Here is a 21,539-nt window from a genome sequence, read left to right as displayed (position 1 = left end):
TATGCAGGGCCTGATGCAGGGGCATCCGTTGATGATTTCAAGCTTGCTTGAACATGCGCGGCGATACCATCCGGATACAGAAATCGTTTCCAAGACGTGCGAGCAGACAATTGTCCGCAGCAACTACCGCACCTTGTCGCATCGCGCCAAGCAATTGGCCCAGTCGCTTCTCGCCATGGGCGTCAAGCCGGGCGACCGGGTGGCGACGCTGGCCTGGAACACCCACCGCCATCTCGAGCTCTATTTCGCTGTGTCAGGCATCGGTGCGGTGCTGCACACGGTCAATCCGCGGCTGTTCCCCGAGCAGATCGAATACATTCTCAACCATGCCGAAAGCGGCGTGCTGTTTTTCGACACCACGTTCGCCGACATGGTTCGCGACCTGACGCCGGTGTTGCCCAAGGTCAGGCGTTTCATCGCCATGACCGATGTCGATTACATGTCCGGAATGCCCGAGCAGGCTGAGGCCTACGAGCCGCTGATCGCTGCACAGGACGGCAATTACCAATGGCCGGTATTCGACGAGAATGCCGCTTCGTCGCTGTGCTACACGTCCGGCACCACCGGCAACCCGAAGGGTGTGCTCTACAGCCACCGCTCGACCTATCTTCATTCCCAGCTGGTCTGCCAGATGGACGGCCTGCAGCTCAGCAGCGCCGACAGCACCCTGCTTGCTGTGCCGCTGTTCCACGTCAACGCCTGGGGCGTGCCCTACGCATCGGCCATGTGCGGTGCCAAGCTGGTGCTGCCCGGCCCGCAGCTCGACGGGCAGAGCCTGTATGATCTGGCCGTGGCCGAGGACTGCACCTTCAGTCTCGGCGTGCCGACGGTCTGGATGGGGTTCTTCAAGTACCTGGAAACCGACGCGAGCGCCGATCCATCGAAGCTGGCGCTCAAGCGGGTGGTCATCGGCGGTGCTGCCGCGCCGCGCACGGTGATCGAGAAATTCCACGAGATCGGTGTTTTCGTCATCCAGGCCTGGGGCATGAGCGAGACAAGTCCGGTTGCGACCGTCGGCAACCTGTTGCCCAAGCACCGCGACTATCCGGTCGAAAAGCAGGTCGACATCCAGGTTCTGCAGGGCCGCGCCATGTGTGGCGTGGAGCTGCGTGTCGTGGGGGAGGATGGGTCCGAAATTCCCGCAGGCAGTGGCCAGTCCGGCGACCTGCAGGTGCGTGGCCCATGGGTCACCGCCGGTTATTTCCGCGGCGAGGGTGGCGATGTGCTCGATCCCGACGGCTGGTTCTCGACCGGCGATGTCGCCAGGCTCGACACCGATGGCTATGTCCAGATCACCGACCGCTCCAAGGACGTGATCAAGTCGGGCGGCGAGTGGATCAGCTCGATCGACCTGGAGAACGCGGCAATGGCGCATCCCGAAGTCGAGGAGGCAGCTGTCATCTCGCGGCCGCATCCAAGGTGGCAGGAACGTCCGTTGCTGATTGTCGTGCGCAAAAAAGGCTCGCAGGTCACCGGTCCGGAGATCCTCGAGTTCCTGTCGGAGCGGGTGGTCAAATGGTGGTTGCCCGACGACGTCGCCTTTGTCGATGAGCTGCCGCACACGGCGACCGGCAAGCTGCAGAAGATGAAGCTGCGCGAACAGTTCGCCGACTACGTCCTGCCGACCTGACGCTCCAGCTGCGTTCGACACTCATTCGCAATCCTACGGAGGCCCTATGCCTGAAATCATCCTCGAAGACCCGGACGGCACGTTGGCCATGCTGCGCGACAGCGTTGCAGCTTTCGCGCAGCGTTTCGATGGCGCGAAGACGCTCAGGGCGCGGCGCGACACGGGTCGGGATCTTGATCGCGACGTCTGGTCGGCAATGGCCGAGGCCGGTTGGCTCGGGCTGATGCTTCCAGAGGAACTCGGCGGCGCCGAACTGGGGCTGCGCGAACAGACCATTCTCAGCGAAGCGCTGGGCCGGGCGTTGATCACCGAGCCGTTGGCGCAACTCTCGGTGTTTTCCGGCACCCTGCTGGCAGGAGCGGCGCCCTGTGCCGAACGGTCCCGGCTGGCCGACGGGCTGATTTCCGGCTCGCTGATTGTCAGCCCTGTCTGGCAAGCCGTCGGCGGCGGATTTGCCGCGATCACGGCCACCTCGAACGAAGCCGGAGTGACACTTTCAGGCACGGCTGAGCTTGTCGTGGCCGCGAGTTCTGCGGACGTGTTCCTGGTGGTGGCCCGGTGCAATGATGAACGGGTGTTGATCAGCGTTCCGGCGAACTCTGACGGGGTTTCGGTGTCTGAACGCCCGACCGTCGATGGCGCAACGCTGGCACAGGTCCGGTTCGCCGATTGCCACGTGGCCGGGGAAAATGTTCTGGCGCGCGGCATTCTCGAAAGTGGTCTGCTGGATGAGGCCATCCAGGCGACGCGATTGACGCTGGCAGCGGAACTGGCGGGCGCCGGTTCAAAGGCGCTGGAAGCCACGGTTGACTACACCAGGGAGCGGGTACAGTTCGGCAAGCCGATTGCCAGCTTCCAGGCGATCCAGCACCGGTTGGTCGACATGTGGGGTGCGGCCGAGTTTTCCTGCGCGGCAATCGTCAACGCGCTCGAGCGGCTGGACGATGAACCCGGTAAACCGGCAGCGCTTGCGGTTTTGGCCGCCAAGTCACGCGCCGGCGACGCAGCAATCGATATCACCCGCAAGGCCATCCATTTGCATGGCGCGATGGGGTTCACCGATGAATGCGACATCGGCCTCTACATGAAACGCGCTGTCAATCTCAACGCCACCCTCGGAAATCCCGCGCAGCTCAGGCTGCAATTCGTAGCGCTCGAACGCGCGTCGTGAAGGAAGCAGACATGGAAAACAATCTCATCAAGACCGTCATCAAGGATCACATCGCCGTAGTCACGATGGATTCTCCACCGGTCAATGCCCAGAGCAAGGACATGGTCGAGGAACTGATCTCGGTCTTCGACGAGCTCAACGAGACCCCCGGCGTACGGGTCGTGGTGCTGACCGGTGCGGGCAAGTGCTTCTGCGCAGGCGCTGACATCAAGTCACGCGCCAATGTCGGCCAGGGCAAGCCGGGAGATACCAACCGGCATCTGCGCCGCGCCCGCGAAGTCGGCTTCGTCATCATCGAGATGAACATTCCGGTGATTGCCGCGGTCAACGGCGCAGCACTCGGCGCAGGCATGGGACTGGCCGTGTGCAGCGACATGATCGTTGCCTCGAAGAATGCATCCTTCGGTCTGCCGGAAATCGACGTCGGATTGATGGGCGGAGTCCGCCACACAATGCGGGTGTTCCCGCAAGGCCTGACCCGGCGCATGGTGCTGACCGGCTGGCGCGCGCCTGCCGAGGAGCTTTACCGTCGCGGCCTGATCGAGGCCTGCGTCGAGCCCGAAGAGCTGATGGACACGGCGATGGATATCGCCCGCAACATCGCGTCGAAAAGCCCGGCTGCGATCCGGCTTGCCAAGCGCGCCATCAACACCGTCGAAACGATGGGCCTGAAGGACGGTTACCGCTTCGAGCAGAACCTGACCGTTGAAATGACCAAGCACGAAGACAGCAAGGAAGCCATGCGCGCCTTCATGGAAAAACGCGCACCGGTGTTCAAGGACGAGTTGTGATGCAGCAGCAGGACTGGAACAGTCTCTCCGACGGTGAATTCCGGCAGATTTTCCGCTCCTGGGTGGATGAAAACTGCCCCGCGCACCTGCGCAACATGCGCAAGCAGCGCCCGGTATTCGACGAAGTGGCGGAGTGGTACCACGCACTGGCGGAAAAGGGCTGGCTGTCGCCGGTCTGGCCGCAGGAATATGGTGGCATGGGGCTCAACTCCGCCAAGCACATCATCTATGTCGAGGAATGGGCGCGGCTCGGCTGCCCGCGCATTCCGGATCATGGCATCGGCCTTGTCGGCCCGTTGTTGATCGAATTCGGCACCGAGGCGCAAAAGGCGCATTTCCTGCCGCGCATCCTGTCGGGCGAAGACGTCTGGTGCCAGGGCTATTCGGAACCCGGCGCGGGATCCGATCTCGCCAGCCTGCGCACCGCTGCGGTGCGCGATGGCGACAGTTTCATCGTCAATGGCCAGAAGATCTGGACCACGCTGGCCCATTGCGCCAACTGGATCCTGCTGCTCACCCGCACCTCGCGCGACGAGAAGGTCAAGCAGAAGGGCATCACCGTTCTGCTGGTCGATCTGACCTCGCCGGGCGTGACCGTCCGGCCGATCGACAACCTGCGCCAGGAAGCCGACTTCTGCGAGGTGTTCTTCGAAAACGTCCGGGTACCCGCCGAAAACCTGGTCGGCGAAGTCGACAAGGGCTGGAACCTGGCCAAGGCGGTTCTCGGCCATGAACGCATCTTCCTCGGTGCGCCGTCGCGGCCCGAAATCGCTCTCTCCCGGCTTGAAAAGCTGGCCGAGGCACGCGGATCCTTCGAGGATGCGGCGTTCGTGGCGCGCTACGCTCAGCTCCGCCTCGATCTTTATGATCTGGGATCTGCCTTCGAGCGCTTTGCCAAGCAATTGCGTGAAAACGGAAGCCTGGGCGCGGATGTCTCGGTGCTGAAGATCTTCTGCTCCGAGCTCTACCAGAAGATCACCGAGGAAACGCTTGAAATAGCAGGCGAAGAAGCCCGGTTCCTTGATGATCTTCCGACCGAAGACGGCCCGGTCGACGCGATGAACCTTTATCTCGATTCACGCGCACTGGCGATCTTCGGCGGATCCAACGAGATCCAGCGGACAATTCTGGCCAAGGCCGTACTTGGATTGCCATCCTGATGCGCGGCGAGGGAGGAGAGACGGGACATGCAGCACTCTGAGCAGCGAAGGCCGGGGACGGAAAGTCCGCCTGCCACCGACTATGCCCTGGAAGCGCGGGGCATCAGCAAGTCATTCAGCGGCTTCTACGCGGTCAAGAATGTTGACCTGAAGATCCGCCGCGGCTCGGTGCATGCACTGATCGGCCCCAATGGCGCAGGCAAGACCACCTGTTTCAACATGCTGACCAAGGCATTGCAGCCCACCACCGGACAGATACTCCTCGGTGGCCGTGATATTTCGCGGCTTCCCACGTCCGACGTTGCACGGCTCGGCCTGGTTCGCTCGTTTCAGATCTCCGCCACGTTCCCGCATCTGACCTGTCTCGAGAATGTCCGCGTGGCGCTGCAGTCGAAATACGGCAGGTCGTTCCACTTCTGGCGCTCTCTGGGTGTGTTGTCGGATCTCAATGATCGCGCCATGCATTTGCTCGGTAAGGTCGGGTTGACGGACGCCGCTTCCCTGCCGGCCTCCGATCTGTCCTACGGCAAGAAGCGCGCGCTGGAGATCGCCACGACGCTGGCGCTTGATCCGTCCGTGATGCTGCTCGACGAGCCGACGGCCGGCATGGGCCACGAGGACATCGAGCCGATCACCGACCTGATCGCCAAGGTCAGCAAGGACCGCACCATCGTCATCATCGAGCACAATCTGTCCGTGGTCTCGACCCTGAGCGAGCGCATCACCGTGCTCAAGCAGGGCGAAGTGCTGACCGAGGGTACCTATGCCGAGGTGTCGAACGATCCGGAAGTGATCACCGCCTACATGGGAGGCGTCGATGAGCTCTGAAACCACAAAGACCCCGTTGCTCAAGGTCGAGAACCTGAGTGCCTGGTATGCCGAATCCCAGGCCTTGCACGGCATGAATTTCGAGGTTCCCGAAGGCGAACTGGTCACCCTGATCGGCCGCAACGGCGCGGGCAAGTCGACCACGCTGCGCTCGATCATGGGGATCGTGCGCAAGCGCAAGGGCTCGATCCGCTTCAACGGCACCGAGCTGATCGGCAAGCAGACCTATCAGATCGCGCGGCAGGGCATTGCCTATTGCCCCGAGGAACGCGCGATCTTCTCGTCGCTTTCGGTGCGCGAAAATCTCGGCCTGCCGCCGGTGCTGAGTGCCGGCGGTTCCACCGACGAAGAGCTGCTCGAACAGTTTCCCAACCTGCGCACCCGTCAGAACTCCATGGGCACCATGCTGTCGGGCGGCGAGCAGCAGATGCTTGCGATTGCCCGCATCCTGCGCACCGGCAGCCGCTTCCTGCTGCTCGACGAGCCCAGCGAAGGCCTCGCGCCGGTGGTGGTCAAGGAAATCGGCCAGCAGATCCTGCGGCTCAAGGAGCGCGGCTACACCATTCTGCTGGTCGAGCAGAACCTGAAATTCGCGCAGATGGTCGCTGACCGTCATGTGGTGGTCGAGCATGGACAGGTCGTCGATGTCCTCCAGGCAGACCAGCTGCAGGCCAATATGGCCCGCGTCAAAACCTATCTGGGAGTGTGAGCGGCCATGTTTGACGGCATTTCAATCCAACTCCTCATGGGCCAGCTGCTGGTCGGTCTGATCAATGGGTCGTTCTACGCCATGCTCTCCATGGGATTGGCGATCATCTTCGGGCTGATGCACGTGGTCAACTTTGCCCATGGCGCGCAATACATGCTCGGCGCCTTCGTCGCCTGGCTGCTGCTTCACACGTTCGGCATCAACTACTGGGGCGCGCTGTTCATCGCGCCCGTGGTGGTGGCCATTTTCGGCATGGTGATGGAACGCCTGATCCTCAAGCCGATCCACCATCTCGACCACCTTTACGGCCTGCTTGCCACCTACGCGGTAACGCTGATCATCGAGGGCCTGATCCGGCAGCAATACGGCTCCTCTGGCTTGCCCTATTCGTCGCCGATCCCGGGCGGCGTCAATCTGGGTTTCATGTTCCTGCCCTGGTACCGGCTGTGGGTGGTGCTGTTCTCCTTCGCCATGTGCCTGGGCACCTGGTACCTGATCGAGCACACCAAGCTCGGCTCCTACCTCCGGGCCGCCAACGAGAACCCGGAAATCGTTGAATCCTTTGGTATCAACGTGCCGCGGATGATCACGCTGACCTATGCCTTCGGCGTCGGACTGGCAGGATTGAGCGGCGTTCTGGCCGCGCCGATCTACCAGGTGTCGCCGTCAATGGGCTCAAGCCTGATGATCGTCATCTTCGCGGTCGTGGTGATCGGCGGCATGGGCTCGATCATGGGCGCCATCCTGACCGGCTACCTGCTCGGCGTGGTCGAGGGCCTGACCAAGGTGTTCTACCCCGAAGGCGCCAACCTCGTGATCTTCGTGATCATGATCTTCGCGCTGGTGCTTCGCCCTCAGGGTCTGTTTTCGAAGAAGGAGGGCGTATGATGAACCGCTATCTTGGCCTGGCCGCGATCCTCGTTCTGGCGCTGATTGCACCTTTCTTCATCTATTCGGTGACGCTGATGACGATCCTTGTCTTCGTCATCTTCGCCTCCTCGTTCAACCTGCTGCTCGGCTATGCCGGACTGCTCAGCTTCGGCCAGGCGATGTTCTTCGGGACAGCCGCCTACGTTACCGGGCACATCCTCAAGACCACCGGCGTTTCGCTCGAAATCGCCCTTCTGGGCGGCACCCTGGTCGGCGCGGTGATGGGGCTCCTGGTCGGGCTTGTGGCGGTGCGCCGCTCGGGCATCCAGTTTGCCATGATCACCTTCGCGATTGCGCAGTTCGTCTACTTCCTGCTTCTGCAATCCGAATTCACCGGCGGTGAGGACGGCATGCAGCGCATCCCGCGCACCGAAATTTTCGGCTTCATCGACCTGTCGGACAATTTCTCCTTCTACTATTTCGTGCTGGCGGTAACCGTTCTGGCCGTGGCGCTGTTCTATCGCATCGTCCACTCGCCGTTTGGCGAGGTGCTCAAGGCGATCCGTGACAATGAGCCGAGGGTGGAATCGCTGGGGTTCAAGCCCGACCGCTACAAGCTGGTGGCGATGACGCTGTCGGCAGCCATGGCCGGGTTGGCCGGTGGGCTGAAAGCCACCGTGTTCCAGTTCGCAACCCTGACCGACGTGTCCTGGGCGGTTTCGGGCGAGGTCATCTTCATGACGCTGCTGGGTGGCCTTGGCACGCTGGCCGGCCCGATGGTCGGCGCCGGTATCGTTATCGCGCTCAACGACTTCCTGGCGCAGTTCGGTGAATGGGCCTTGATTTCCCAGGGCGCCATCCTGCTCGCCGTCATCCTGTTCTTCAGGCGCGGTGTCGTCGGTGAATTCGCTGCGTTTGTACGCCGCCTCAAGGCCGGAGGCGCAAAGTGATGCGCACCGGCAGATCCGTTTTCAAGTGCAGTCTTTCCAATACCAGACGAAAGGTATCGACATGAACTCCCAGACAGGAAATCCGACCACCAGACGCGTGGATGTCATTGTTGTCGGCGCCGGTTTCGGCGGCATGTATGCAGTCTATCGCTTCCGCGAACTGGGCAAGAACGTCCTCGGCATCGAGGCCGGCGGTAACGTTGGCGGTGTCTGGTACTGGAACCGCTATCCCGGTGCGCGTTGCGACCTGATGAGCGTCGACTACAGCTATGGCTTCTCCGACGAGATCCAGCAGGAATGGAGCTGGTCGGAACAGTTCGCCGCCCAGCCGGAGATCCTCGCTTACGCCAATTTCGTCGCTGACAAGCTGAAGCTGCGCGACAACTACCTGTTCGACACACGCGTCGAGAACGCCGTGTGGGACGACAAGGCCAAGCTTTGGCGGACAACGCTGAGCAGCGGCGAGATCGTCGAGGCGCCATATTGCATCATGGCGACCGGTCCGCTGTCGGTTCCCAAGGATCCGGAAATCGACGGCATCGACAAATTCAAGGGCCGGATCCTGCGGGCACAGAAATGGCCGCACGAGAAGGTGGATTTCGCAGGCAAGCGGGTCGGCGTCATCGGCACCGGGTCTTCCGGCATCCAGATTGTCCAGGAAGTCGGGCGCCAGGCCGGCGAGCTGTATGTCTACCAGCGCACGCCGAGCTGGACCTTGCCGATGCGCAACCACACGCTGTCGGAGGAATACATCGCGGAGATGAAGGCAAACTATCCGGGCATGCGCGCGGCAATGCGGCTCAACCCGACCGGCGGCACGCGCCCGGTGACGTCGCGGCCGTTCTTCAGCCTGCCGCCGGAGCAGCGCAAGCAGACGATGGAACAGGCGTGGATCAATGGCGGCCACACCTTCCTTGGCTCGTTCTCGGACCTGCTGGTCAATCAGGCTGCAAATGATCAGGTTGCGGAATTTGTCCGCGGCAAGATCAGCGAGGTCGTCGAAGATCCCGAGACCGCCGAGGCGCTCAAACCCCAGGGCTATCCGATCTTCGCCCGGCGTCCGTGTCTCGATACCGAGTATTACGAGACCTACAACCTGCCCAATGTCCATCTGAAGAACTGCCTGAAGGATCCGATTGTCGAGATCACCGAAAACGGCATCCGCACCGAATCCGGTGAGGTCGAGCTGGACATGATCATCTTTGCCACCGGCTACGACGCGCTCACCGGCGCACTGATGGCCTTCCGGGTCGAAGGCCGCAACGGCCGCACCATCAACGAGAAATGGAAGGGCGGGGCACAGTCCTATCTCGGGCTGATGGTCGAGGGTTTCCCCAACATGTTTCTCACCTGCGGTCCCAACGGACCTGCGGCGCTCGCCAACATCATCACCATCAGCGAGCACGATGTCGACTGGATCGCCGATCTGATCAACCACATGGAGCAGAACGGCCAGTCGGTGGTTGAGGCGACGGAGGCCGGTGAGAAACGCTGGATGGAAGTCGTTACCAACCTTGCCGCGATGTCGCTGGTGCGCAAGGCAAAGACCTGGTGGGTCGGCGCCAATGTCGAGGGCAAGTCGCAAGGCCTGACAATGTTCATCGGCGGTTTCCACAAATATGCCGAAGCCTGCACAGCGGCAAAGGCCGGAGGCTACCCGGAACTCAGTTTCGAGCCGGCACTGGAAAACGCCGAGGCCTGACAAACAGGCCGCGGCTTCGCATTGTCCTGTTCCGATTGATGGAGGCTCATCGATGAGCGCACTGTTTCAGCCCCTGCAGACGGGTGGCGTTACGCTTGAAAACCGCATCGTGGTCTCCCCGATGTGCCAGTACAGCGCCGTCGAGGGGCTGGCGCAGCCGTGGCACCTCATCCATATCGGTGGGTTGATGCTGTCGGGAGCCGGGCTTGTCATCATGGAAGCCACCGCGACCGAGGCCGCGGGGCGGATCACCCATGGCTGTCTGGGGCTCTATAATCACGAGCACGAGGCAGCGCTTGCGTCCTTGGTGAGCGAGACAAAGAAGCTCTCGAGTGCGGCTTTGGGCATCCAGATCGGGCATGCCGGGCGACGCGCATCGTGCCGCCCGGTCAAGGACCGCAACAAGGGAGAATCCCTGCCGCCGGAAGAGGGGGCCTGGCAGACTTTTGGCCCCTCGGCGTTCGGCGTTGACGAGACCTGGCATGTGCCCAAGGAAATGGACGCCGATGATATCGCCCGCGTCACGCAATCCTTCGCCGATGCCGCACAACGGGCCGACAGGGCCGGTTTCGACGTTCTCGAAGTTCACGCGGCGCACGGCTATCTTCTGCACCAGTTTCTTTCGCCGGTGACCAATCACCGTACCGATGCCTATGGCGGTTCGACCGAGAACCGGATGCGGTTTCCGCTCGAAGTGGTGCGCGCGGTCAGGAAGGTCTGGCCGAAAGACAAGGCGCTGGGCGTCCGGGTCAATTCCACCGATTGGCACCCCGAGGGACAAAGTATTGACGAAGCCGTCGCCTTCGCCCAACAGCTCGAGGCCGCGGGCGTCGACTATGTGGTGATGTCGGCAGGCAACTTGGCGCCTGGCACGCAAATTCCGCCGGCCACCCCCGGCCACCAGGTCGATTTTGCCACCCTGGTCAAGAAGCACACCGGGCTTGTATCCATGGCGGTCGGGCTGATTGCCACACCGGAACTCGCCGAGGAGATCGTCAGCGAAGACAAGGCCGATCTGGTGGCGATAGGACGGGCTATGCTCGACAATCCGCGCTGGGGACTGCATGCCGCGGCCCGGCTTGGTGTCGATGTCGACTATCCGCCGCAATACCTGCGGGCCCGGCCCAACAACTGGCTCGGTTTCCCGCTGGTCCATCCGGATGCGCAACCCGTCGAGGCAACCCGGCAGATCGACCGCCCGGCGTCCAGCGGCGGCTGGGACCGGCCCGATATCAATACCGCTTCCGGGCGCTGAAGACGCGGTCTGCCCCGCAGCCTTGCTGCATGGAGGCGGGCGGCACACACGGCCATCGGGGTCAGTTCTCGCGCGCCACTTCGTCTGCCAGCCACTGCTTGAACGCAATGATCGGGGCGTAATTGTCCTTTGCCTCCGGCCAGACCAGCCAGTAGGCGCCGCGGGATGGCACCGCTTGGGTGAGGATCGGCAGCAGCCGGTTCTCCGCAATCTCGGTCCGGGCCAGGTAATCGGGCAGCAGCGCGATCCCCAGCCCCGAAATTGCAGCCTGGATCATCATCGAGAACTGATCCATCAGCATGCCGGTGGCGCCGTTGAACGTGGCATTCTGGCCGGCAAACCAGTCGTCCCACCCGCTCTGGCGGGTTTCCAGCTGCAAAAGCTGCAGCGCCGCCACATCCGCAGCGTCTGAAACCGGATGGCGTTCGAGAAACTCCGCACTGGCGCAGGCCGTCACCCGCTCGTCAAACAGCTTGAACGACTTTGTTCCGGGCCAGTCCGGCTCGCCGAAATAGATCGCCGCATCGAAGATCTCCGTATCGAAGCTGAATTTCTCGATGCGGGTGGCGATATTGACCGAAATGCCCGGATGCGATCCCAGAAAATTTCCCAGCCGTGGCCCCAGCCAGCGTGTGGCAAGCGTCGGCAGTACCGCCAGCGACATTACTCCTCCGCCGGGATTGGTCACCAGCGACATGCTGGCGCGCTGGATCATGTCGAGCGCCCGCGACACGTCGCGCTGATAGGTGATGGCCGCATCGGTCGGGATCAGCTTCTTGCGCTGCCGGGTGAACAGCTCCTTGCCCAGCTGCGCCTCGAGCGACTGGATCAGCCGGCTGACCGTGCTCTGGGTCAGGTGAAGATCCTCGGCTGCCGCCGTGACCGAGCGGCGGCGGACAACGGCCTCGAGCGCCAGCAGCTGGCTTTGCGATGGAAGGAAACGGCGTTGGCGCATAACATTCACTCAATACATGTTCTCATGGAACAATAGCGTTTTTCATCGTCATATCCAGCGCTTATTGTCCGCACAATCAGTGATCCGGTGCATTGAACAGGCCGGCATGCAATCATTGCAACGCAACGAGGAAACCGCCAATGTCCAGCAAATCACATCCCTTCGACTGGGCCGATCCCTTCCTGCTTGATGACCAGCTGGGCGAAGACGAGCGGCTGATCCGCGATGCCGCGGCAGCCTTTGCCGCCGACAGGCTGGCGCTGCGGGTAGAGACGGCTTACCTCGAAGAGCGCACCGATCCGGAGATCTTCCGGGAAATGGGCCAGTCCGGGCTTCTGGGTGTGACCTTGCCCGAGCAATATGGCGGCGCTGGCGCTTCCTATGTGGCCTACGGCCTGGTTGCGCGCGAAGTCGAACGCATCGACAGCGGCTACCGCTCGATGATGTCGGTGCAGTCCTCGCTGGTGATCTACCCGATCTTTGCCTACGGTTCGGAAGAGCAGCGGCAGAAATATCTTCCGAAACTGGCCAGCGGCGAGTTCATCGGCTGTTTCGGCCTGACAGAACCCGACGCCGGTTCCGATCCGGGCGGCATGCGCACCCGCGCGGTCAGGACCGATACGGGTTACCGGCTGACCGGTTCGAAAATGTGGATCTCCAATGCGCCGATCGCCGACGTGTTCGTCGTCTGGGCCAAATCCGAGGCCCACGGCGGCAAGATCTGCGGCTTCATCCTTGAAAAAGGCATGGAGGGCCTGTCTGCGCCCAAGATCGACGGCAAGCTCAGCTTGCGCGCCTCGATCACAGGCGAGATTGTCATGGACAATGTCGAGGTCGGCGAAGATGCGCTGCTGCCTGGCGTTCAGGGCATCAGCGGCCCGTTCGGATGCCTCAACCGCGCCCGCTACGGCATTGCCTGGGGCGTGATGGGCGCGGCGGAAGATTGCTGGCATCGCGCCCGCCAATACGGGCTCGACCGCAAGCAGTTCGGCCGCCCGCTGGCAGGCACCCAGCTCTACCAGAAGAAGCTGGCTGACATGCAGACGGAGATCGCCCTTGGTCTGCAGGCCGCCCTTCGGGTTGGACAGCTGTTTGATCAGGACCGTCTGGCGCCCGAGGTGATCTCGATCATCAAGCGCAACAATTGCGGCAAGGCGCTCGACATCGCCCGGATGTCCCGCGACATGCACGGCGGCAACGGCATCCAGATCGGCTACCACGTCATGCGTCACGCCCAGAACCTCGAAACCGTCAACACCTACGAGGGTACCCACGACATTCACGCGCTGATCCTCGGCCGGGCTCAGACAGATCTCGCGGCTTTCTGATGACAGGCGATGCTCCGCTCAAGGGACTGAAGGTGGTTGAACTGGCGCGCATTCTGGCCGGCCCCTGGGTTGGTCAGACGCTCGCCGATCTTGGTGCCGAGGTGATCAAGGTCGAAGCCCCCGAAGGTGACGATACCCGTCGCTGGGGCCCACCGTTCATGGAACGTGCCGATGGCGAAGGTGAAACAGAGACTGTCGCGGTCTATTTTCACGCCGCCAACCGCGGCAAATCCTCTGTGGTCTGCGATTTCAACAATGCAGAGGATATGGCCCGCCTCAGGACATTGATTTCAGAGGCGGATGTTCTGGTCGAGAACTTCAAGGCCGGTGGGCTGGAAAAATACGGGCTGGATTACGACACCGTGGCCCGGCTCAATCCGCGCCTGGTCTACGCCTCGATCACAGGTTTCGGCCAGGATGGCCCGCGTGCGGCGCAGCCGGGGTATGATTTCCTGATCCAGGGCATGAGCGGCATCATGGATCTGACCGGTGACCCCGATGGTTCGCCGCAGAAAATCGGTGTCGCCTGGATCGACATCTTCACCGGGCTCTACACCGTCATCGCCATCCAGGCGGCACTGGCCGAGCGCAGCCGGTCCGGGCTTGGCCAGCACATCGACATGTCGCTGTTTGACTGTGGCTTGGGCGTCCTCGCCAACCAGGCGAGCAACTACCTGATCGGCGGAAAGGTGCCGCGGCGTCTGGGCAACGCCCATCCCTCGATCGTTCCCTACGAGGTGTTCCCGACCGCCGATGGCCACCTGATCATCGCTTGCGGCAATGACCGGCAGTTCCGTGCGCTGTGCGGCGTTCTTGGGCTTGAACCACTTGCCGATGACCCCGACTACGCCACCAACGCGGCAAGGGTGAACAACCGCGAAGCTCTTCGCGTCCTCATCACGGCCGTGACCTCGACCCGTGACAAGGCAACACTGATTGCCGCGCTGGAAGCCGCAGGCGTCCCCGGCGGGCCGATCAACACCGTGGCCGAGGCCCTGAATGACCCGCAAGCCGTCGCCCGCGAAATGGTGATCAACCCCGAAGGCATCTCGGCCCTGCGCAGCCCGATCCGCTTCTCCCGCAGCGAACTGGCGCTCGAAAAGGCCGGTCCGCGGCTTGGAGATGGTGACTGGCGGTTCAAGGGGTAGGGGACCGGTAGGTTTCCCGAGGCCAATCCGGGGTATCTATTCCATGCGGGGCAATGAGGCCCCGCATGAAGGCTACACCATTTTAGTGACCACCCGCCGGCTCCCGGGCGCTGCGAGCGCGGCGCGCCGGAAACTGCGTGTGATGATATTTTACGCTTAAAAGAAGTCGGCGCGGTCCATTTGATCGCTAATTGTGCATCATCGTGGAGAGGCCCGACCGGGTCCGGTTTCGGGTTTCGCGCACCGTGATAAGGAATGTGGTTCCCATTCATTGCGCTCGGCCTGAAATAGCAGGCGCATTTCCGCCGTCCTGAACCCGAATAACGAAACTGGCACACATCTTGAATGGCCATTCAAGGATCGACACGCATGGCTGTGGCCGATGGGCCGGTCCGGTTGGAGGAGATTTTCACCAGGTGCCGGTCTCCGCGCACCATTGCACAACGAGGCCTCCCAACGCTGGGGCTCGTATCGTGAAGGCTTCAGAAAGGGACGACAATGAAAAAAGCACTGCTTACCCTCACCGCCATGGCGGCCATAGGCTTTGCCTCAAGTGCCTTTGCCGAGACAAAACTGACCATTTCCAACTGGCTTCCGCCCACCCATCCGCTGTTTTCCGAAGTCATCGTCAAGATGGCCGAGAACATCACCGAAGCGACCGGCGGGGAAGTGACGACAACCATTCTGCCGGCGCCACTGGGACCGCCGCCGGCACAGTTTGACATTGCCGCCAATGGTGTCGCCGACATCACCTTCGGGGTTCAGGGCTACAACGCCGGTCGTTTCAAGACCACAAATCTCGCCGAACTGCCGTTTCTCGGTGACAGTGCCGAAGCCATTTCGGTGGCTTACTGGAACACCTACGAGAAGATGCTCAAGGATGCCGGTGAGTATGACAACGTCAAGGTTCTGGCGGTCTTCACCCATGGCCCGGGCGAGATCTTCCTGAAGAAGGGCGATGTTGCTTCCCCCGATGTGCTCAAGGGGCAGAAGCTTCGCGTCGGCGGCGGGTTCGTGCACAAGGTTGCCACCATTCTCGGCGCTGTCCCGGTCGAGGGACCGTCCTCCAAGGCCTACGAGCTCCTGAGCCAGGGCGTGGCCGACGGCATTCTCTTTCCCTTCGAATCCGTCAATGCATTCAAGCTGATACCTGAGCTCAGCGAAGCCATCACAATCCCCGGCGGACTTTACAACACCTCCTTCTTCATCGTCATGAACAAGGCCAAGTGGGAAAGCCTGACACCCAGGCAGCAGGGCGAAATCGACAGCGTCACCGGCGAGGCACTGGCCCGTCTGGCAGGCCAGATGTGGGACCGCGCCGATGCCATGGGGCTGGAGGCCATGAAGGACAAGATCGCGGTGTCCGCTGCCACGGACGAGCAGCTCGCGGCCTGGCGTGAAGCCCTGCAGCCGGCAGTCGATGCACAGATTGCCGAGGTGACCAAGTCAGGCATTGACGGCAAGGCTGCGCATGCCCTGTTCATGTCGGAACTGGCAGCAGCTTCAAAATGAAGCTGCACACCGATACCGGCGCAAAGGCCTCTTCTTCAGCATTGTCTCCCCGCAACGGCAGCGGCCTGAAGTGGGTGCGAAGGGGCATCGTTTTCCTCGGCGGCATGATGCTGCTGGTGATGATGGCCATGACGATTGTCGATGTCATTGGCCGCTATGTCTTCAACAGCCCCTTGGCAGGGGCAGGGGAACTGACCGAATTGCTACTGGTTTCGGTGATCTTCATGGGTCTGCCGGCGGTGACGCTGGAAAAGGAACACGTCACCGTCGATCTGGTCACCGCTCGCATGCCGCTATGGCTCGAACGGTGGCGGATCCTTGCCGTCGGGGTTATCAGTACCACCATTCTGGGCATGATCGGATGGCAGCTCTTTGTTCATGCCGGCCAGATCGGCGCCTACGGCGATGTGTCGACGACCCTCCGCATCCCGATTTCTCCGGTCGCCTATTTCTGCTCCGCCTGCACCTTCATCAGCGCAATCGCTGCGCTTGCCGTTTCGTTTGGGCCGCCGTTACAGCGCGCGAGCAAAGGGTAAATCCATGCAGCATTGGCCTGTTGGCATAGCCGTTTTGCTTGCCTTGCTTTTCTCCGGCCTTCCCATCGCCTTTGCGATGACGATAACCGGCTTGCTGGGTGTGGCATCCATCATCGGCATAAGCCCGGCAATGTCCTTGCTGGGCACCGTCTTCTTTGACTATGGCAGGGATTACTCCCTGTCGGTTCTGCCGTTGTTCCTGGTCATGGGCTATTTCGTTGTCCAGTCGGGCATTGCGGCGGAACTCTACAACGCGGCCTATGCCTGGCTCAGACACCGCAGGGGCGGGCTGGCGACGGCGACCGTGCTTGCCTGTGGCGCCTTCTCTTCCGTTTGCGGATCGTCAATGGCGACAGCCGCGACAATGGCACGGATTTCGCTGCCCTCCATGCGCCGCTTCGGATACCCGGATCATCTCGCCTTGGCATCGATTGCAGCCGGCGGCACCCTCGGCATCCTCATTCCGCCCTCCGTCATCCTGGTGTTTTACGGCATCATGACCCAGCAGGATATCGGCAAGCTCTTCCTCGCCGGCATCATCCCCGGTCTCGTCGGCGTCATCGGCTACGCAATCGCTGTCCGCATATCGCTCATCTGGTTCAAGGGCGATCTGCCGACCGAGGACAAGCTGCCGCTGATCGACAGGATAAGGGCCCTGAAAGGGTCGGCAGGCGCGCTGTTCCTCTTCGCCTTCGTCATGGGCGGGATCTATCTCGGCGTCTTTACCCCGACCGAAAGCGCAGGCATGGGCGCCGGCGGCGCCTTGCTGCTCACGATCATGCTTGGCAAGTTCAGCCTGAAGGGGCTTTTCGAGGTGCTCTTCGACACGATGAAGACATCGGCGATGATGTTCTTCATCCTGTTCGGCGCGCTGACATTCACCAACTATGTCAACATGTCTGGCATGACGCAGGACATCCAGACCTTCATCGGCCTTTTTGGCGACAGCCGCCTCAGCCTGATCCTCGTCATCCTGGTGATCTATCTGCTGCTGGGATGTATTCTCGAAAGCCTGTCCATGATCATGCTCACCGTGCCGGTGTTTTACCCGATCGCCGCGGCCCACGGAATCGACCTGATATGGTTCGGTATCTTCATCGTCATGGTGACGGAAGTCAGCCTGATCACGCCGCCGGTCGGCATGAATGCCTTCGTGCTCAAATCTGTCGTACCCGACGTGCCCCTGAACACCATCTTCAAGGGGCTCTGGCCCTTCATTTTCATGGACATGCTGCGGATCGGCTTGTTGATATTGGTGCCGGGCATGGCTCTCTTGCTGACATAGCACGCAGCAATCGCCTGCAACCGCGTTCAGTGACGGACTGTGCGGTTCGATGCCGCACGGAAAACCGTGCTTCTTGAGAGATGTTGGTCCGCGTCAGGTTGCCCGCCCTGTTATCCCCGCAGCACCATAACCTCGCATCTGGATCCGGCTTTGGCCGGTGGCGCAAATGGTGGCCGGATGATCAGGCAGTGGGCGTCGGCGAACACCTTCATCAGCGAGGAATCCTGCCGCGCCGACGGGGTGGCTGTAAGCTGGCCGTCCGCATTGGTTTCAAGGTCGCCGCGCAGATAGTCCTGACGAATGTCGTTTTCCGGCAGGTCGCGGCCCAGGATCGCGGTTCTCTTGCGGTTCGGGTCCTGCAAGCCGGCCAGCCGCGCAATCAGCGGCTCGAGAAAAAGATGCGCGCAGACGAGGCTCGACGCCGGGTTTCCGGGCAGTCCCAGCACCCGCATCGCGCCAAGCTTGCCCGACATCAGCGGCTTGCCCGGCCGCATGGCGATTTTCCAGAAATCGAGCGCCATGCCGCGCCCGGTCAGCGCCTTTTGCACCAGGTCATGATCGCCGACGGATGCGCCGCCGATTGTCACCAGCACATCGGCTTCATGCGCAATGGCTTCATCCAGCGCCTCATCCAGCGCTTCCATCCGGTCAGCCGCGATTCCGAGGTCTATGACGGTTGCGCCCGCGGCGCGCGCGAGCGTCGCGATGCCGAAAGTGTTGGAAGCGATGATCTGGTCCGGACCGAGCGTCTGGCCGGGCAGGCGCAACTCGTCTCCGGTGGCGAGTATCGCGACCCGTGGCTTGCGAACCACCGGCAGTTCCGCATGGTTCATCGCGGCGGCGAAGGTGATCGCGCCGGCATCGAGCATGCGGCCTTTTTCAAGCCCGGTCTTGCCTTCGGTAAAATCAATGCCGGCGGGGCGGATATGGCGCCCGGCCACCGGGGCCTCGTTGACCTGCACCAGGCCATCGTCGAGCCGCTCGGCATTTTCCTGGATGAGGATCGCATCGGCACCTTCGGGCACCGGTGCGCCGGTAAAGATGCGGATGGTGCTGCCGGGGGCGAGGGGGGCGTCAAACCCGTGGCCGGCAGCAGATTCACCCTGCAGTTTCAGCCTCGCACCGGCCACCGCCTCGGATGCCCGCACCGCGTAGCCGTCCATGGCCGAGGCGTCGAAGGGCGGCTGCGTGCGCAAGGCGAGAAGATCGCGCGCCAACACCCGTCCGCCAGCATCGGCAAGCGGCAGCATCTCGGTCTCGGCAGAGACCGCCGCACCGTCCAGAATCCGTGTCAAAGCCTCGTCAACCGGCATCAGCGCCATTGATTTCGTCCTTCAGCTGTCCAGTTTCCAGTCGCCGGATTTTCCGCCCGATTTCGCCAGCACCTTGATGCCGTCGATCTCCATGCCGCGGTCCACCGCCTTGGCCATGTCGTAGATGGTCAGGCAGGTCACCGAGACCGCCGTCAGCGCTTCCATCTCGACCCCGGTCTTGCCGGTGAGCTTGGCCAGCGCATGAACCCGCAAGCCCGGCAGCGCCTCGTCGGGTTCGATCTCGACGCTGACCTTGGTCAGCGCCAGCGGATGGCACAGCGGAATGAGATTGGCGGTCTGCTTGGCAGCCATGATGCCGGCGATCCTGGCAGCGCCGATCACGTCGCCCTTTTTCATGTTTCCGGCCAGGATCAGTTCAAGCGTCTCGGGCCTCATCCGCACATGGCCGATGGCTTCGGCGATCCGGACGGTATCGGCCTTGTCGCCGACATCGACCATCGCGGCCGAGCCGTCTTCGGCCAGATGCGTCAGCCGTGGGGTGGTGTCCTCAGCCATTCATTCCGCCGCCGCACTGGAAACCGCGCCGGTCAGCAGGGCCTTGGTGGCCGCGGTCACATCGGACTGGCGCATCAGGCTTTCGCCGACCAGGAAGGTTGAAATCCCGCATTTTGCAAGCCGCTGGCAATCGGCAAACGAGCCGATGCCGCTCTCGCCGACCAGAATGCGCTCGTCCGGCACCAGCGGCGCCAGCCGTTCCGAATTGCTAAGCGACACCTCGAATGTGCGCAGGTTGCGGTTGTTGACCCCGATCAGCCGGCTGTCGAGCTTGAGCGCCCGTTCCATCTCGGCCTCGTCATGCACCTCGATCAGTGCCGCCATGCCGAGCGCATGCGCTTCGTCTTCGAGCCGCCTGGCGTCATCGTCGTCAAGCGAGGCCATGATGATCAGGATCGCATCGGCGCCCCAGGCGCGGGCTTCGTGCACCTGGTAGACATCGAACATGAAATCCTTGCGCAGCGCGGGCAGGGCGCAGGCCCCGCGTGCCGCGGTCAGAAACTCCGGCGCACCCTGAAACGACGGCGCATCGGTCAGCACCGACAGGCAGGCAGCGCCACCTGCTTCATAGGCCCGGGCAAGCGATGGCGGATCGAAATCGGCCCGGATCAGGCCTTTCGAAGGACTTGCCTTCTTGATCTCGGCAATCAACCCGTAACCGCCGGCACGGTGTTTGGCTTCGATCGCCCCGATGAAGTCGCGCACAGGTTCCGCGTCACGGGCGCGCGCATTGATCTCGTCGAACGGAATGGCGGCCTTGGCGGCAGCGATCTCGTCGCGCTTGTAAGCCTCGATCCGGTTGAGAATATCGCTCATTGCCTCACCCTGCCTTTGGCGCCGGCGCGTTGGCCTGGGATACGCTGACCAGCCTGTCCAGCGTCTCAAGCGCCGCGCCGCTGTCGATCGACTGTGCGGCAATGTCGATGGCCTCGCGCAATTCTTCGGCCTTGCCGGCGATCACAAGCGCACCGGCGGCATTGAGCACTGCAATGTCGCGATAGGCGCTCTTTTCGCCTTCGAGCAACCGCTTCAGCGCCGCCGCGTTATGCACGCCATCGCCGCCCTTGAGCTGGTCGAGAGAAACCTTGGTCAGGCCAAGCTCTTCCGGAGTGATCTCGAAACTGCGGATCTTGCCGTTTTCCAGCGCATGCACCTGCGTGGTGCCCGTCGTGGTCATCTCGTCCAGGCCATCGCCATGCACCACCCAGACGGTTTCCGAGCCAAGGTCACGCATCACCTGCGCCAGCGGATCGAGCCATTGCGGCGAGAACACGCCCAGCAGCTGCTTTTTCACGCTGGCCGGATTGGACAGCGGGCCAAGCAGGTTGAAGATCGTGCGGGTGCCAAGTTCCACCCGGCTGGGGCCGACATGGCGCATAGCCGAATGATGTGCCGGCGCAAACATGAAGCCGAGACCTGCCTGGTCGATGCAGGCGGAAATGCCCTTGGGATCAAGCTCCAGCGAGATCCCCAGCGCAGACAGCGCATCGGCCGTACCGGATTTGGATGACAGCGCCCGGTTGCCGTGCTTGGCCACCTTGACCCCGGCACCTGCCGTGATGAACGCCGCGGCGGTCGAGACGTTGTAGGTTCCCGACGCGTCCCCGCCGGTGCCGACGATGTCGACCGCATCCGCCGGCGCTGTCACCGGCAGCATTTTCTCGCGCATCACGCTGACCGCGCCGTAGATCTCGTCGACGCTTTCGCCGCGCACGCGCAATGCCATCAGGAAGCCGCCGATCTGCGACGGTGTCGCATCGCCCGACATCATCACGCCGAAGGCTTTCCGGGCTTCATCCCGGTCCAGCGCCTCGGAATTGGCCACCTTGGCGATGAAGGACTTCAGATCAGCCATGTTGGTCGGCCCCCGTTTTCTTGAC

Annotated in this window: 20 protein-coding genes; 15 read left to right on the top strand and 5 right to left on the bottom strand. The window is 62.3% G+C overall.

Annotated features, from left to right (window positions below; genetic code table 11):
* Position 1 precedes the first annotated feature (1 nt).
* From WNY80_RS18480 to WNY80_RS18435, 10 genes are all read left to right on the top strand, one after another.
* Positions 2 to 1,630 carry a long-chain-fatty-acid--CoA ligase gene (locus tag WNY80_RS18480; RefSeq protein WP_342888890.1) on the top strand — a complete coding sequence of 543 codons (1,629 nt, stop codon included), beginning with the start codon at positions 2 to 4 and terminating at the stop codon, positions 1,628 to 1,630.
* Positions 1,631 to 1,676: 46 nt separating this feature from the next.
* On the top strand, positions 1,677 to 2,801 hold the full coding sequence (locus WNY80_RS18475) for an acyl-CoA dehydrogenase family protein (protein ID WP_342888889.1): 1,125 nt from the start codon (positions 1,677 to 1,679) through the stop codon (positions 2,799 to 2,801).
* An 11-nt stretch (positions 2,802 to 2,812) separates the two neighbouring features.
* Entirely contained in the window at positions 2,813 to 3,592 is a 780-nt protein-coding gene (locus tag WNY80_RS18470; RefSeq protein WP_342888888.1) for an enoyl-CoA hydratase/isomerase family protein, read from the top strand.
* A complete protein-coding gene (locus tag WNY80_RS18465) occupies positions 3,592 to 4,752 on the top strand; it encodes an acyl-CoA dehydrogenase family protein (RefSeq protein ID WP_342888887.1) in 1,161 nt (386 codons plus the stop codon). The genes WNY80_RS18470 and WNY80_RS18465 overlap by 1 nt, the downstream gene beginning before the upstream one ends.
* A 27-nt stretch (positions 4,753 to 4,779) precedes the next feature.
* Positions 4,780 to 5,580 (top strand): ABC transporter ATP-binding protein, encoded by an 801-nt coding sequence (locus tag WNY80_RS18460; RefSeq protein ID WP_342888886.1) that lies wholly within the window; start codon positions 4,780 to 4,782, stop codon positions 5,578 to 5,580.
* The gene (locus WNY80_RS18455) at positions 5,570 to 6,289 is read left to right on the top strand and encodes an ABC transporter ATP-binding protein (RefSeq protein ID WP_342888885.1); all 720 of its coding nucleotides are present in this window, start codon (positions 5,570 to 5,572) and stop codon (positions 6,287 to 6,289) included. Before WNY80_RS18460 ends, WNY80_RS18455 begins: the two co-directional genes overlap by 11 nt.
* Before the next feature lie 6 nt (positions 6,290 to 6,295).
* Positions 6,296 to 7,177: a branched-chain amino acid ABC transporter permease gene (locus tag WNY80_RS18450; RefSeq protein WP_342888884.1), complete on the top strand. Its 882-nt coding sequence runs from the start codon at positions 6,296 to 6,298 to the stop codon at positions 7,175 to 7,177.
* A complete protein-coding gene (locus WNY80_RS18445; RefSeq protein ID WP_342888883.1) occupies positions 7,177 to 8,109 on the top strand; it encodes a branched-chain amino acid ABC transporter permease in 933 nt (310 codons plus the stop codon). The genes WNY80_RS18450 and WNY80_RS18445 overlap by 1 nt, the downstream gene beginning before the upstream one ends.
* A gap of 61 nt (positions 8,110 to 8,170) precedes the next feature.
* Entirely contained in the window at positions 8,171 to 9,811 is a 1,641-nt protein-coding gene (locus WNY80_RS18440) for an NAD(P)/FAD-dependent oxidoreductase (RefSeq protein WP_342888882.1), read from the top strand.
* 52 nt (positions 9,812 to 9,863) lie between these two features.
* The gene (locus WNY80_RS18435; protein ID WP_342888881.1) at positions 9,864 to 11,066 is read left to right on the top strand and encodes an NADH:flavin oxidoreductase/NADH oxidase; all 1,203 of its coding nucleotides are present in this window, start codon (positions 9,864 to 9,866) and stop codon (positions 11,064 to 11,066) included.
* A 61-nt stretch (positions 11,067 to 11,127) separates the two neighbouring features.
* Here the strand turns inward: WNY80_RS18435 and WNY80_RS18430 are convergent, their stop codons facing one another.
* A complete protein-coding gene (locus WNY80_RS18430) occupies positions 11,128 to 12,021 on the bottom strand; it encodes a LysR family transcriptional regulator (RefSeq protein ID WP_342888880.1) in 894 nt (297 codons plus the stop codon).
* A gap of 140 nt (positions 12,022 to 12,161) precedes the next feature.
* On the opposite strand from WNY80_RS18430, the gene WNY80_RS18425 reads away from it, so the two are divergent.
* The 5 genes from WNY80_RS18425 to WNY80_RS18405 all read left to right on the top strand — a co-directional run bounded on the left by WNY80_RS18425 (position 12,162) and on the right by WNY80_RS18405 (position 17,830).
* Entirely contained in the window at positions 12,162 to 13,349 is a 1,188-nt protein-coding gene (locus tag WNY80_RS18425) for an acyl-CoA dehydrogenase (RefSeq protein ID WP_342888879.1), read from the top strand.
* On the top strand, positions 13,349 to 14,497 hold the full coding sequence (locus WNY80_RS18420) for a CaiB/BaiF CoA-transferase family protein (RefSeq protein WP_342888878.1): 1,149 nt from the start codon (positions 13,349 to 13,351) through the stop codon (positions 14,495 to 14,497). Before WNY80_RS18425 ends, WNY80_RS18420 begins: the two co-directional genes overlap by 1 nt.
* 498 nt (positions 14,498 to 14,995) lie before the next feature.
* Positions 14,996 to 16,009: a TRAP transporter substrate-binding protein gene (locus WNY80_RS18415; RefSeq protein WP_342888877.1), complete on the top strand. Its 1,014-nt coding sequence runs from the start codon at positions 14,996 to 14,998 to the stop codon at positions 16,007 to 16,009.
* Positions 16,006 to 16,545: a TRAP transporter small permease gene (locus WNY80_RS18410; protein ID WP_342888876.1), complete on the top strand. Its 540-nt coding sequence runs from the start codon at positions 16,006 to 16,008 to the stop codon at positions 16,543 to 16,545. Before WNY80_RS18415 ends, WNY80_RS18410 begins: the two co-directional genes overlap by 4 nt.
* 4 nt (positions 16,546 to 16,549) lie before the next feature.
* Positions 16,550 to 17,830 (top strand): TRAP transporter large permease, encoded by a 1,281-nt coding sequence (locus tag WNY80_RS18405; protein ID WP_342888875.1) that lies wholly within the window; start codon positions 16,550 to 16,552, stop codon positions 17,828 to 17,830.
* A 110-nt stretch (positions 17,831 to 17,940) separates the two neighbouring features.
* Here the strand turns inward: WNY80_RS18405 and glp are convergent, their stop codons facing one another.
* The 4 genes from glp to trpD are packed head-to-tail and all read right to left on the bottom strand — an operon-like array spanning position 17,941 to position 21,514.
* Positions 17,941 to 19,152, bottom strand: a complete 1,212-nt coding sequence (gene glp, locus WNY80_RS18400; protein WP_342888874.1) for a gephyrin-like molybdotransferase Glp — start codon at positions 19,150 to 19,152, stop codon at positions 17,941 to 17,943.
* Positions 19,153 to 19,164: 12 nt separating this feature from the next.
* The gene (moaC, locus tag WNY80_RS18395) at positions 19,165 to 19,659 is read right to left on the bottom strand and encodes a cyclic pyranopterin monophosphate synthase MoaC (RefSeq protein WP_342888873.1); all 495 of its coding nucleotides are present in this window, start codon (positions 19,657 to 19,659) and stop codon (positions 19,165 to 19,167) included.
* Positions 19,660 to 20,475 carry an indole-3-glycerol phosphate synthase TrpC gene (trpC, locus tag WNY80_RS18390; RefSeq protein WP_342888872.1) on the bottom strand — a complete coding sequence of 272 codons (816 nt, stop codon included), beginning with the start codon at positions 20,473 to 20,475 and terminating at the stop codon, positions 19,660 to 19,662.
* A gap of 4 nt (positions 20,476 to 20,479) precedes the next feature.
* Complete coding sequence (gene trpD, locus WNY80_RS18385; RefSeq protein WP_342888871.1) at positions 20,480 to 21,514, bottom strand: anthranilate phosphoribosyltransferase; 1,035 nt, start codon at positions 21,512 to 21,514, stop codon at positions 20,480 to 20,482.
* Positions 21,515 to 21,539 lie beyond the last annotated feature (25 nt).

This window comes from Hoeflea sp. AS16 (assembly GCF_038900095.1).
In the GTDB taxonomy this organism is placed as follows: Bacteria; Pseudomonadota; Alphaproteobacteria; order Rhizobiales; family Rhizobiaceae; genus Hoeflea.
The sequence above is the reverse complement of the archived record's forward strand: the minus strand, read 5'-3'. Positions and strand labels throughout refer to the sequence as shown.